This is a genomic window from Labrys sp. WJW (assembly GCF_001676615.1).
Classification (GTDB): Bacteria; Pseudomonadota; Alphaproteobacteria; order Rhizobiales; family Labraceae; genus Labrys; species Labrys sedimenti.
This window is the reverse complement of sequence record NZ_LYXZ01000040.1, coordinates 154,471-167,850: the sequence shown is the minus strand read 5'-3', so window position 1 is coordinate 167,850 and position 13,380 is coordinate 154,471. Positions and strand designations below refer to the sequence as shown.

The window sequence follows — 13,380 nt, the reverse complement described above, 5'->3', positions numbered from 1 at the left end:
GGATGCGGTCCCGGCCGTGGCTACATGCATGAGGCGAGGAGATGCGGAGACCTGCGGTCACCGCGCCGCGGGATTTAAGCGAAAGGGCCGAGGATGGCAAGCAAAAGCGGCGCGCATCCGACAGGGATGTGCGCCGCGATCGTGATGGTAGCCGTCAGTTCTGCAACAGGGGCGTGATGCGGCGCAGGGTCACGCGGCGATTCTCCTGCTCGGGCTCGGGCGTCGGGATCTTGAGATAGCGCTCGCCGAGGCCCGCCGTGACCAGGTTGTCCGGCGCGATCACGTAATATTGGGTCAGGGCCTGCTTCACCGCCTCGGCCCGCTCCTTGGACAGGCGCAGATTATAGGCATCGTCACCCACCGCATCGGTATTGCCCTCGATCACGAAGACCTCGTTGGGATGGGCGGCCACGATCCGCTCGATGATGCGGCCGATGCGGTCGAGATTGGCGATCTCCTCCTCGCGCACGAATGATTCGTTGAAGCCGAAATGAATGGTGTCCAGTTCCACGCTGGGGATGGACTGGCGGATGGCCGGCTGTTCCATCACCGCTTCGGGCTGGGCAAGGAATTCGGACCGCGCATAGCGGCGCGGCAGCGGCTTGAGCGGACGGGAGGCGAATTGCTGCTCGATCTGGTCGTCGTCGACTTCCGCGGCCCAGACGCTCTGGTAGCGCTGTCCACGCGGATTGATGTCCACGTCGAAATGCCCGTCGCCTTCATAGCGGCGCAGGCGGTCGGTGCGCTGGCCACGATCGCTCAACAGGCGGCGGCGCAGGTCGTTGCGATCGTCCTGCAGATATTGCGCGAAGGCCTCGCGATCCTCGGGGTTGTAGCGCTGGTCGTTGGCGGCATCGCGATAGACCAGGATGCGCCGGTTGAGCTGGTCGACGGTCAGCACGTTGGAGGGGCGCCGGTCCGCCAGGATCGCGGGGATGTCCTGCGGCCGGGGCGAGCCCTGGCGGAACTGGGAGCGGCCGAAGGGCGAGCCCTGCCCGCTCTGGCCCTGCTGCTGTTCGCCGCCATATTCCTGGTCGGCCACGCGATTGCGCAGGGCGGCGCGCGCGCCGTTCAGGCGCTGGATCAGGGCCTGTTCGGTAGCTTCCGACAGGTTGCCGGCGGACAGGGCCGAGCGATAGACGTTAAGGCGCTGGCGCAATTGCTGGTCGTTGAGACGATCGGGCGGTGTGGTGTCGCCCAACAGGCCGATGGCACGCTGCTCCGCCGCCCGGTCGACCGGGCCCTGCAGGGGGCGGCCCTGGCCTTGCTGGCCGCCGTTCTCCGGTTGCGGCGGAAGGCCCGGACGGCCTTCCTGCCCCTGTTGCGTGCCGTCGGCCGGCAGGGGAATCCCGCCTTGACCGGGGAGTTGGTTGCGGCCGCCGGGGCGACCATCCAAGGGACGGCTATCCGGCTGGCCGTTGTCGAGGCCCTGCGGCGTCCCCTCGGTGCCGGGCTGGCCCTGGGTACGGTCGCGGCGCTTGCCGCGCGGTTCGGGCGTGCCGCCGTTTTCCTGTCCTGCGCCCGGCTGGCCGTCGCCGGCGGCGGGCTGCCGGGGCACGGGCTTGGGCTGGACAGGCTTGGTCTGCGCGGGCGCGCCGCTGCCTTGATCCGCATCCGGCTCGGTGGGAGTGCGGGGTTTTGCTGCGGGCGTGTCTTGTCCCGTGGTGTCGCTAGGCGCTGTGGGCTTTTGGCGCTTGGGCTTTGCGGCCGGGGCCTCCTGTGCAGGTTCTCCCGCGGTTGGCTTGCCGGGAGCTTCCTCGCCGGCCGAATCGGCAGCCGGCTTCTGGCGCTTGGGCTTGGCAGCGGGGGGCGTTTCGCCGGGCGCGGGTTCGCCGGGCGCGTCCTGGCCGGCGGCCCCGGGGGCCGGCTTCTGGCGGCGGGGCTTGGCGGCAGGCGTTTCGTCACCGCCTGAACCGGATGCTGCGCCGTCCTGCTCGGCGCTCGGCTTCTGCCGCTTCGGCTTGGCAGCCGGAGCGCCGCCATCCTGGTCCTGCGATTCGGCAGGAGCGGCCCGTTTTGCCGGCGCGCCCTCGCCATCCTGGCCGCCGCCCTTCTTGTGGCGCTTCAGGATATCTTCGACCGAGGGCTTGGCGCCCGGCGCGGGTGCTTCCGTCGTCGGCGCCTGGGCATCCTGCGCCAGCGCGTCCTGCACCAGCACGATCGCCGTGGGCGAGACGGCGAGCATCAGCGTACCAGCCAGACTGATCAGTTTCTTGCGCAGGAGCATCGCGACCTCTCTTGATTGGGCCGCCATCATCCCGATTGCGGCTGAACCGAAACTGAACGCGGATCGTCGAATATCCGTCGGTGCCGGGACATGCCTGACATGACCGGACTCGATTTAGAAATTGGGAAAGATGCCATAATTCATTGTTATTGCATTGTTTTTTCCGAAAGCCGGCGCGCGCTTTTCGGCGTGCCCTAGCGCTCGATCCGCGTCGACAGGATGAGAGAGGTCGAAGTGCGCTCGACCCCTTCCAGCGCGCCGATGCGATCGGCGAGTTCGTCGAGTTCGCCGACCGAGCGGGCCTCGATCACCGCGATCATGTCGAAATTGCCGCTGACCGAATGCAGCGTGCGCACGGCTGGAATTTCGCGCAGGCCCGCCTCCACCTGGCGGATCAGCTTGGGCACGGTGGTGAGCAGCACATGGGCGCGCAGGAGCGAACGGGTATGCTCCTCGGAAAGCCGGATGGTGTAGCCGGCGATCACGCCGCGATGTTCGAGGCGCGCGAGGCGACTCTGCACGGTGGTGCGGGAAACGCCGAGGCGCCGGGCGATCTCGGCCGTGGAGGCGCGGGCGTTCTCGCGCAGGATGGCAATCAGGGCATCATCGGCCGGTGTCGTCATAATGACGATATAGTGGATGGCATTGTGCAAAGATAGCTCGGCATTTCGTCGAAATGCAGGCTTCGAAAGGCAGGGAGGCAGGCGTAGGCTTTTGCCCATAGCGTTTTGCGATTTGACGGAGTCATCTGGAATCGCAAAGACGCGTCGAACCAAAGAGTTAGTGCAAACAAGCGTTCAGTCTTGAAAGCGCTTTGCTCTAGGGAATCACGGCGGGGGAGGCGGGCAATGCGCAAGATCGTGGTAGCGGGGGCGGGCAAGATCGGGGCGTGCATCGCCGATATCCTGGCGGTCAGCGGGGACTATGAAGTCACCGTGATCGACCGGTCAGCCGCGCAGCTGGAGGGCGCCGAACTGTCGGCAGGCGTGGAGCAGCGTGAACTCGATCTCGAGGACGGAGCAGCCCTGCGCACCGTCCTGGACGGCGCCTATGCCGTGCTCAGCGCCGCGCCCTTCCATCTCACCACCCGTATCGCCGAGGCGGCGGCGCGGGCCAATGTCCATTATCTCGACTTGACCGAGGACGTCGCCTCGACGCGGCGGGTGCGTGACCTCGCGGCGTCGGCCAGGAGCGCCTTCATCCCGCAATGCGGCCTGGCTCCGGGGTTCATCTCGATCGTCGCCAACGATCTCGCCCAGCAATTCGACAGCCTCGATTCCATCCGCATGCGCGTCGGCGCCCTGCCGCAATATCCCTCCAACGCGCTCAACTACAACCTGACCTGGTCGACGGACGGGGTGATCAACGAATATTGCGAGCCCTGCGAGGCGATCGTCGACGGCCACCGGGTCGAAGTGCCGGCGATGGAGGAGCGCGAGGAATTCTCGCTCGACGGCGTCACTTACGAAGCCTTCAACACCTCGGGCGGCCTCGGCAGCCTGTGCGAGACCTATCTGGGGCGAGTGCGCACGCTGAATTACCGCACCATCCGCTATCCCGGCCACGCGGCGATCATGAAGGCGCTGCTCAACGACCTCGATCTCAGGCATCGCCGCGACGTGCTCAAGGACATTCTCGAAAATGCCCTGCCGGCGACGATCCAGGACGTGGTGGTGATCTTCGTCACCGTCAGCGGCAAGCGCCATGGCCATCTGGTGCAGGAAACCTATGCCAACAAGATCTACAACCGCAGCGTCGGCTCGCGCCTGCGCAGCGCCATCCAGGTGACGACGGCCTCCGCCATTTGTGCCGTGCTGGACATGCTGGCCGCAGGGGAACTGCCGCAGAAGGGCTTCATCCGCCAGGAGGACATCGCCTTGTCGGCCTTCCTGGCCAATCGCTTCGGCAGCGCCTATGCGCAGACGGCAGGCCGATAATTTGCTACCAGCTTGGCGCGCGCTCACGGCCCCACCCTGGGCGCGGCTCCCAAGAACGACGGTGCGCGTCAGAACTTGTAGCTGACGCCGAGACTCGCGGTCGCTTCATCCCAACGTGCCTTCACGAGACCGTCGGAGGTTGCGTAGCGCTTCTTCTGGAAATCGGTGTATCGAACCTCGGCGCGCCCTATCCAGTTCTGCGTGAAAGCATATTCGGCGCCGAGCCCCGCCGTCCAGCCCAGATGGGTCTTGCTGGAACTGGTGGTCGCAATGTTCGGACCGGAACTTGTCAGCTTTCCTTCGGCGAGGGCGAGGCCGCCCGTGGCATAGAGCAGCACGTTGTCGACGGCATAGCCGGCCCGCAGCCGGGCTGAGCCCTGCCAGCGATTCTCCATCTTGAGCGTACGGGGAACGGTGCCGCCCAGATAGGTCCCGTGTCCCGTGCCCTTGAAGCCGGAATAGTCGATGTCGCCTTCGGCACCCAGCACGAACTGGGCCGTCTGGTAGTTGTAACCTGCGTGCACGCCTCCCAGGAACCCATCCATGTCGTATTTGTCGACGCCGCCGCCGCCAGTGCCGGGATCGGTTTCAGGAGGAAACAGACGGCTCTGGTCATCGCGCTCCCGACCCCAGCCAAACCCTACATGGGCGCCGACATAGGGACCAGTCCAGTCATAGATAGTTGCCGGAGCGACCGGTTCCGCCGGCGCGATTGCAAGATCGGCCGCCGAAGCGCCACAGGCGCTCAGGACCAGGATAGCTGCCGCGAAACATATTTTCATCTGCTTCAGTCTCTTCAACGCAAAGTTGCGCAATGGGTAGCATGCTTGTGCGCCCGAGTATGTGACCGGCTGGCCACAGTCGGCCGCTATATGACGTGAGGTCTGGTCAAGCTGACTTCTCGGATGATCGCAAACGGGTCGACGGCAAAGAAGAAACCTGGGGATGCTTTCGTGCCAGTTACATCCGGGCATGGTGGAGGCCGCGAAGCAATTTGGCATGATGGCCAGGTTAGGCATTGCGCAAGAGGGATTAGGGGCGTTGCCATGTTTTAAGGATGAGCGAACTTCCTTGATAATTAATCAAAATGCTTTAATAATAACTTCCTTCCCGGGAAGTGATAGCCCGCAAATTGAAGAGTGCCGCGCATGTCGAGCCAGTTCGCTCCGGAAAGCCGCAAGGGCAGCAATTCCGTCCAGGTGCGGCGCTACAATGAGCGCGTGGTGCTCGAGGCGTTGCAGCGCCTTGGCCGGGCTTCCAAGGCAGAGCTCGCCCGTTCCGCCAATCTCACGCCCCAGGCCGTGGCCGTCATCGTCGATCACCTCGAGGAAGTCGGGCTGGTCCGCCATGAGGGCAAGCGCGCCGGACAGGTCGGGCAGCCTTCCACCCTCTATGCGCCGGCGCCCGACGGCGCCTTCTCGATCGGCCTGCATGTCGGCCGGCGGGCCTTCGATGCCGTGCTGGTCGATTTCACCGGCCGGACCCTGCGCATGGAGACCAGCGAATACGAATATCCCGAGCCGCAGGTGGTGGCGGAACTGGCGGCCGCCTATGTCCGCACCTTCCGGGCCGGCCTGGCGCCCGATCTGCGCGGCCGGGTGGTCGGTGTCGGGGTGGCGATGCCCTATTTCATGGACAGCTGGACCAAGGAACTGGGCATGCCGGCTTCGATTACCCAGGCCTGGGAGGATTTCGACTTCGCCAAGGCCCTGGGCGACAGCATCGACCTGCCGCTTTTCTTCGAAAACGACGCCTCCGGCGCGGCGACGGCCGAGCTCGTCTATGGCCGGGGCCGCGAGGTGCGGGATTTCATCTATCTTTTCATCTCCACCTTCATCGGCGGCGGGCTGATCATCAACGGCAATCTGGAAACCGGCCCGAACGGCAATTCGGCGGCCTTCGGTCCCTATCCGGTGACGCCTTCGCTGCTGTCGAGCGTGCCGGCGCCGAAAGGGCCTTTCGAAATCCTGCTGCGCCGGGCTTCGATCTATGTGCTCACCAACCATCTGCGCCAGAACGGCGTGCCGATCCGACGGGCTCTCGAACTCGATGACATCGGCGAGAAGGCCGAGCCCTTTCTCGGCGAGTGGGTCGAGGACTGCGCCGACGCCCTGGCTCAGGCGATCGTCGGTGCCATCGCCGTCGTCGATGTCTCGGCCATCGTGATCGACGGCATCCTGCCGGCCGCCATCCTGCAGCGTACGGTCGAGGCGGTGTCGCGTCGCTTCGGAGAGATCGTGCCCGAAGGCCTGTTCGCGCCCGCGATCGAGGTTGGCACCATGGGGCCGCGGGCGGCGGCCATCGGTGCGGCCATCCTGCCGCTCTACGCCATGTTCGCGCCCGACAGCGCCACGCTGGTGAAGGCCAAGGCGCCGGGTATCGGCCGAGCCAGCCTGAAGACCTATATCGGCGCCGGCTAGCGGGGCGGTCCCGCACTTGACAGCTCGGGAGCATCGATATATCCATTTGCTTTAATAATTAAAGGTGAGGGGACGATGATGGTGGGCGTATCTCGGTCGCGTCATCGCTGGCGGGCAATGCCATGAAGAGCAGCCTGGCCGATGAGGATTTCGGAGCCTCGATCGCGTCTCCCGTCGCGGCTGCCGGCCTGGCGAATGCCTCCAAGCGTTTCGGGGGGACGATCGCCCTTTCCCATGCCAGTTTCGATCTCCTGCCCGGCGAGGTGCTGGCCCTGCTGGGCGAGAACGGCGCGGGCAAGAGCACCTGCGTCAAGCTGCTCGCCGGCGTCTACAGGCCTGACGAGGGGGCGGTGACCATCGGCGGCCAGCCGGTGGAGCATTGGTCGCCGCTGGAGGCACAGCGCCGCGGCATTGCGGTGATGCACCAGCATCCCGGCCTGTTCGGCGACCTGACGGTGTTCGAGAACATCTTCGTCGGCCACATGCCGCGACGCTCGCTGGCCCGCATCGACTATGAGCGCATGCGCGAGGAGGCGCGCGCCCTGCTCGATGTCGTCGGGCTGCAATGCTCGCCCGAGGATCCCTTGAAGGAGCTGCGCACCTCCGAGCAGCAACTGGTCGAGATCGCCCGTGCCTTGTCGGTCAATGCCAAGGTGCTGATCATGGACGAGCCGACGGCGGCCCTGTCCCAGCGCGAGGTCGAGCGTCTCTTCGCCGTGGTCGCCGATCTCAAGGCGCGGCAGGTGGCGATGATGTTCGTGGGCCATCGCATGGAGGAGATCTTCCGGATCGCCGACCGCATCGCCGTGCTGCGCGACGGCCATCTGATCGGCGTGAAGCGGGCTGTTGAACTCGACCGCGACCAGGCCGTGCAGATGATGATCGGGCGGCCGCTCAAGGCCATCTATCCGCAATGGGAGTCCAAGCCTGGCGCGGAGGTGCTCGCTGTCTCCGGCCTGTCGCGCGAAGGGGCGTTCGACGATGTCTCCTTCAATGTCCGGGCCGGCGAGATCCTCGGTCTCGGCGGGCTGGTCGGGAGCGGGCGCACCGAGATTGCCCGCGTGCTGTTCGGCATCGACCAGCCGACGGCCGGCAGCATCGAGATGGCGGGCAAGGCGGTGGCCTTCGCCGACCCGCCCGCCGCCATGGCCGCTGGCATCGCCTATGTCTCGGAAGACCGGCTCGGCCAGAGCCTGGTGATGGATTTTCCCATTCTCGACAATGCCTCCCTGCCGGTGATCGAGAAGGCGACGATGGCCGGGTTGGTGATGCGGCGGCAGGAACTGTCCCTGGTCGAGCCGCATCTCAAGCGGCTGAAACTGAAATTCCGCAGCTTCGACCAGCCCGTGAAGACGCTCTCGGGCGGCAATCAGCAGAAGGTGGTGCTGTCGAAATGGCTCGCCACCCAACCCAGGCTCCTCATCCTCGACGAGCCGACCCAGGGCATCGACGTCGAAAGCAAGTCCGAAGTCCATACCATGATCGCCGAACTGGCCCAGCAGGGCCTGGCGATCATCCTGATCTCCTCCGAACTGCCGGAACTGGTGAGCATGTGCGACCGCATCGTCGTGCTGCGCGAGGGCCGGATGGCCGGCGCCTTCACACGCGCAGAGGCTGATCAGGAAAAGGTGATCCGCGCGGCCACCGATGCCGGCGGCGCCCTGGCCATCGAGGCTCCGCAAATGCGGCGCGATGAGACCGCCAAGACCGAGGAGGCCAAGACCGAGGAGGCCGAGGCTGGCTGGCTCAAGGCGCTGCTGCGCCGGCGCGAGGTCGGGCTGGTCGGCGCCATGGCGGCCGTGGTCCTCCCGGTGATGTTCCTCAATCCACGCATGGTCAGCCCCGAAAACCTCACCGCCATCGCCATGGATGCGGCGCTCCTCATGATCGTCGCCGTGGGCCAGATGCTGGTCCTGCTCACACGCAACATCGACCTGTCGGTGGCCTCGGTGATCGGCCTGTCGGCTTATGGCGCTGCCAGCTTCATGCACGCCCATCCCGGCAGTTCGGTCTTGCTCGGCGTTGCCACGGCCTGCGCCATCGGCCTTGCCTGCGGCGCCCTCAACGGGCTGGTGGTGACCCTTGGCCGGGTGCCGGCGATCGTGGTCACGCTCGGCACGCTCTCGGTCTTCCGCGGCCTGAACAGCCTGTGGGCGGGCGGGCGGCAGATCAGCGCCGACCAGGTGCCGCAGGCCTGGCTCGACATGACCAGCGCCCGTATCGCCGGCATTCCGGCCGTGATCCTCATTGCCCTTGCCTGCCTGGTTGCGATCGGCGCGATCCTGAAGCATTGGCCAGTTGGCCGGGAGCTCTATGCCATCGGTTCCAATCCGGATGGAGCCGCCCTGATCGGCATCCGCCGCACCGCGCTCGTCCTCGGCGCCTTCATGCTGGCGGGCCTGCTGGCCGGTTTCGACGGCGCCTTGTGGGCCTCACGCTATGCCACCATCGATGCCCGCGTGGCGCTCGGCTTCGAGCTCACCGTGATCGCCTCGGTGGTGGTCGGCGGCGTCGCCATCAGGGGCGGTGCCGGAACGGTGTTGGGCGTCGCGCTCGGTGCGCTGACGCTCCTGGTGATCCAGAACGGCCTGACGCTGGTGCGCGTCGATCCGCTCTGGCTGCAGGGGGTCTATGGCCTCGTTATCCTGCTCGCCATTGGTGTCGACACCGTGATCGGGCGGCGAACCCAGCAGGGACGGAGGGCGCGATGAAGGCCAGCCTCGTCGAAAGGATCGCCAGCTGGGAGAATTTCCTGGCCCTGCTGACGCTGGTGGTGCTCGCCTATGCGGTCTTCGCGGTGCCGAACTTCGCCACGGTCTTCAACATCTCGCAGGCCATTGCCGGCGCATCCGAGCGAGCCCTCATCGTGCTGCCCATGGTGCTGCTGATCATCGCCCGCGAGATCGACCTGTCGGTTGCCAGCATCCTGGCCCTGTGCAGCGTGGTGTTCGGCCTGCTGATCCGCGAGGGCCTGCCGCTGGAGGGGGCGATCGCGCTGGCGCTGCTGGCGGGCATCCTGGCCGGCGCCTTCAACGGCGTGCTGGTCACCTATCTCGGCCTGCCGTCGCTGGTTGTCACCCTCGGCACCATGGCGATGTTCCGCGGCATCGGCTACATCCTGCTCGGCACCGGCTCGGTGAACGAGTTTCCCGAAAGCTTCACCGATTTCGGCATCGATACGCTGGGCGACACGCCGATTCCCTGGACGATCGTGCCCTTCCTCGTGCTGGCGCCGGTATTTGCCGTCCTCCTGCAGATGAGCGGCATCGGCCGGCGCATCTATGCCATCGGCGGCAGCCCCGATACCGCGCTCTATGCCGGCGTGCGGGTGGCGCGCATCCGCCTCGGCCTGTTCGTGCTCAGCGGCTTCATCTGCGCCATCGCTTCCATCGTATTCACCGCCCGCCTCGCCAATGCGCGGGCCGACAATGCCATCGGCCTGGAACTCGACGTGATCACCATCGCGCTGCTCGGCGGCGTCAGCGTCTTCGGCGGCAAGGGCAAGCTCACCGGCGTGTTCCTGGCGCTGGTGCTGATCGCCACGCTGCGCAACGTGCTGGGCCTGAGCCAGATCGGCGGCGATGCGCAGGGCACCGTCATCGGGCTGTTGCTGATCTTCTCGCTGCTGCTCAGCACCACGGCCCAGCGCCTCTATGGCGGCCTCCAGGCAAAGTTCAAGACAGCCGGCCTGCCGAAAGGGCCGGAACGGACGACCTGACTGAAAGCGTAGACCAACAACGACCTCGAAAAGGCGTGAAGGAGGAGACGAGCCCATGAGAACAGCGATGAAAAGAGCGATGAGAACACACCTGATCCTGACCACGGCCATCCTGCTCGGCGCAGCGGTCCCGGCCCTCGCGGCCGAGAAATGCGCCAAGGAGCCGGTTACCGTCGGCTTCCTGCCCAAGCTCGACACCGACCCCTATTTCCAGGTCGCCAGGACCGGGGCGGAGGAGGCCCAGAAGGAGATCGGCGGCAAGGTGATCCAGCAGGCGCCGTCCCAGGCGACCGCCGAAGCCCAGATCGAATTCATCAACAATCTCGTGTCCCAGAAGGTCGATGTCATCGCCATCTCCGGCAATGACGCCAATGCCGTGGCGCCCGCCCTCAAGCGCGCCGCCAAGCAGGGCGTCAAGATCGTCTCCTACGATTCCGACGTCTCGGAAGCGGCCCGCGCATTGTTCTTCAACCAGGCCAAGGGCGACAGCCTGGCCGAGATGATGCTGGAAAGCATGGGGCAGATGATCGGCTATGAGGGGGATTTCGCCATCCTCTCCTCCACCCCGACCGCCACCAACCAGAACGCCTGGATCGACTTCATCAAGAACAAGATGAAGGAGCCGAAATTCGCCAAGATGAAGCTGGTGCAGATCGCCTATGGCCAGGAGAGCGAGCAGGTCAACCAGCAGCAGGCCCTGGCCCTCGTCCAGGCCTTTCCCAACCTCAAGGGCATCATCATTCCCGCCGGCATCGGCCTGCCGGCCGCGGCGCGCGCCCTCGAACAGGCGGGCAGCCTCGGCAAGGTCAAGCTGACGGGCCTGGCACCGGCCACCCTGATCAAGAAATACATTCAGAACGGCTCCGTCCAGGACATCTGGTGGAACGTCAAGGATCTCGGCTACCTCACCTATTACGGCGCCCAGCAATTGGCGCAGTGCAAGATCGAGGGCAAGCCGGGCGACAAGTTCAAGGCCGGGCGGCTCGGCGACTATACGGTGGGCGAAAAGGGCGAAGTGGTCCTCGGTCCCGCTAAGATCGTCACGCCGGCCAATGTCGAGGAATTCAAGTTCTAGCCGAACCGGCGAAGGGGGAGGACCTTTGTCATGCCCGGGCTTGACCCGGGCATCCAGCGCACCGGTCGTCGCCGCTTCGAACGCAAGACTGGATTGCCGGGTCGAGCCCGGCAATGACAAGGGTCGAGCCACCTTCGTTCAGACATTCGGGACATTCACATGCCGCAATCCTTCTCGCTCGACTGGTCACACGGTCAGGTGACGGTGCATGACGGCGCCGCCGCTCTGGGCGGCGTGCGCTTTCGCCTCGAGGACGGCCGCTTCGTCGAACCCTTCCACGAGGCGCCCTGGATCACGGCCGGCGAGACGGTCGAGCCAGGCCTGGCGAATCTGCGCGGCGATTGGCCCTGCCTGCCCTTTGGGCGGCTCTATGGCGGCGATGATCCGTTGGTCGGCGCCTGGCGGAGGCTGGTGGATGCCTCGCTGCCGGAGGCTGCCCATCCGCTGGTCCCGAGCGACCGCCTGCTGCATGGCTACAGCGCGGCTGCTGAATGGAAGCTGGTGTCTCGCACGCAGGAGGCGATCACGCTCGGCCTCGATTATCCCGGCGATTCGCCGATCGAGCGGATCACGCGCACGATCCGGCCGATCGATGGGCAGCCCGGGCTGGAGGTCTGCGTCGAGATCCGGGCCCGGCGCCGTTGTGTCAGGCCCTTCGGCTTTCATCCCAACTTCGCCCTGCGCGGTGCGCCGGGATCCTTCCGCATCGAGCCCGGCCCCTATCGGTTCGGCCTGACCCATCCGGTCGCGGAGCCGGCGGCGCGGGCCGAGCCGGATCGCCGGTTCACGACACTTGCCGATGTCGTGGTGAAAGCGGGCGGCAGCGAACGTTTCGACAGACTGCCCTTTGCCGATGACCGCGAGGACATCTTGCAGCTGTGCGGCATCGAAGGCGGCGTGCATCTCGTCGACGAGCATGATCGCGTCGCCTGGGATCTCGATTGGGACACGGCGAAGCTCCCGTCCTGCCTCTTGTGGATGAGCAATCGCGGGCGCAAGTTCCCGCCCTGGAACGGGCGGCATCTTTGCGTGGGCGTCGAGCCGGTGGCCTCGGCCTTTGATTTCGGATCGGTGATCGCCGCCTCGGACAATCCCATCGCGCTTGCCGGCGTGCGCACGGCGCTCACGATCGAGCCCGAAACCCCGCTCACGCTCGGTTGGCGCATTCGCGGCCATGCCCTGGCTCCAAGTTAAGTCGTTGTCCCCGCTGCCGGCTCAGCTTTCCGGCTCATGGTCAGCGGGGTGAGGGCGCGTTGATCGCAAATTGCGCGGCGAAAGCCCTGATATAGGCGGGCCGGGCTTCGCCGCGAGCGACATAGGCCGCCAGGTTTTGATATTCGTCCAGGAGGCCCGATGGTCTCAGGCGCAGCAGCACGGATACCATCAGGAGATCGCCCGCGCTGAACGCGCCGTCGAGCCAGTCGGCAGCGCCCAGGCGAGACGAGAGTTGGTCGAGCCGGGCGCGAACGCGGTCCTTGACCAGCGGCAGGCGCTCCTCGCTCCAAGGCTTGTCGGCTTCGAATATCCTGGCTGTCACCAGTTCGAGGATCGGCGGCTCCACGGTGTTGAGCGCGGCAAACATCCAGGTGATCGCCCGCGCCCGTGCATCGCGCCCCTTCGGGAGCAGGCCCGCATGCTTCTCGGCAAGGTGAAAGACGATCGAGCCGGTCTCGAACAGCGACAGAGAACCCTCCTCATAGGTGGGAATCTGGCCGAAGGGATGCAGGGCCAGATGGCCGGGCGCCTTCATGTCTGCGAACGAAACCAGGCGAACCTCATAGGGCTGGCCCACTTCCTCGAGCGCCCAGCGAACGCGCGTATCGCGCGCCAGCCCCTTGCCACCGTCGGGCGAACGTTCAAAGGCCGTGATGGTGATTGTCATCGCATCGGTTTCCTGCCTGGCCGACCTTCTCGGCCGCCTATCGTGACGACGAACGAGCCTGCCGGAGGGCGACATCGGCCTTGAATTATTTTCATTGCCGGGCGCAGATCGCACAGGCCCG

General features: G+C 65.8%; 10 protein-coding genes. 6 read left to right on the top strand and 4 right to left on the bottom strand.

Annotated elements, in window-relative coordinates:
- Positions 1 to 154 precede the first annotated feature (154 nt).
- Positions 155 to 2,227 (bottom strand): OmpA family protein, encoded by a 2,073-nt coding sequence (locus BA190_RS24195; protein ID WP_068293529.1) that lies wholly within the window; start codon positions 2,225 to 2,227, stop codon positions 155 to 157.
- Positions 2,228 to 2,421: 194 nt separating this feature from the next.
- Entirely contained in the window at positions 2,422 to 2,850 is a 429-nt protein-coding gene (locus BA190_RS24190) for an Lrp/AsnC family transcriptional regulator (RefSeq protein WP_068293722.1), read from the bottom strand.
- A 225-nt stretch (positions 2,851 to 3,075) separates the two neighbouring features.
- Between BA190_RS24190 and BA190_RS24185 the strand changes: the two genes are divergently transcribed.
- Entirely contained in the window at positions 3,076 to 4,164 is a 1,089-nt protein-coding gene (locus tag BA190_RS24185) for a saccharopine dehydrogenase family protein (protein ID WP_068293527.1), read from the top strand.
- A 68-nt stretch (positions 4,165 to 4,232) separates the two neighbouring features.
- Here BA190_RS24185 and BA190_RS24180 read toward each other — a convergent pair whose 3' ends face one another.
- The gene (locus BA190_RS24180) at positions 4,233 to 4,946 is read right to left on the bottom strand and encodes an outer membrane protein (protein WP_068293524.1); all 714 of its coding nucleotides are present in this window, start codon (positions 4,944 to 4,946) and stop codon (positions 4,233 to 4,235) included.
- Positions 4,947 to 5,312: 366 nt separating this feature from the next.
- Between BA190_RS24180 and BA190_RS24175 the strand changes: the two genes are divergently transcribed.
- From BA190_RS24175 to BA190_RS24155, 5 genes are all read left to right on the top strand, one after another.
- A complete protein-coding gene (locus tag BA190_RS24175; protein WP_068293518.1) occupies positions 5,313 to 6,584 on the top strand; it encodes an ROK family transcriptional regulator in 1,272 nt (423 codons plus the stop codon).
- A gap of 122 nt (positions 6,585 to 6,706) precedes the next feature.
- Positions 6,707 to 9,295, top strand: a complete 2,589-nt coding sequence (locus BA190_RS24170) for an ATP-binding cassette domain-containing protein (RefSeq protein WP_068293516.1) — start codon at positions 6,707 to 6,709, stop codon at positions 9,293 to 9,295.
- Positions 9,292 to 10,302 carry an ABC transporter permease gene (locus BA190_RS24165; RefSeq protein ID WP_068293513.1) on the top strand — a complete coding sequence of 337 codons (1,011 nt, stop codon included), beginning with the start codon at positions 9,292 to 9,294 and terminating at the stop codon, positions 10,300 to 10,302. Before BA190_RS24170 ends, BA190_RS24165 begins: the two co-directional genes overlap by 4 nt.
- A gap of 79 nt (positions 10,303 to 10,381) precedes the next feature.
- Entirely contained in the window at positions 10,382 to 11,377 is a 996-nt protein-coding gene (locus BA190_RS24160) for a rhamnose ABC transporter substrate-binding protein (RefSeq protein ID WP_068293511.1), read from the top strand.
- Positions 11,378 to 11,536: 159 nt separating this feature from the next.
- Entirely contained in the window at positions 11,537 to 12,571 is a 1,035-nt protein-coding gene (locus tag BA190_RS24155) for a hypothetical protein (RefSeq protein ID WP_068293509.1), read from the top strand.
- A 40-nt stretch (positions 12,572 to 12,611) separates the two neighbouring features.
- Here BA190_RS24155 and BA190_RS24150 read toward each other — a convergent pair whose 3' ends face one another.
- Positions 12,612 to 13,259 carry a glutathione S-transferase family protein gene (locus BA190_RS24150; RefSeq protein WP_068293507.1) on the bottom strand — a complete coding sequence of 216 codons (648 nt, stop codon included), beginning with the start codon at positions 13,257 to 13,259 and terminating at the stop codon, positions 12,612 to 12,614.
- Positions 13,260 to 13,380: the final 121 nt, after the last annotated feature.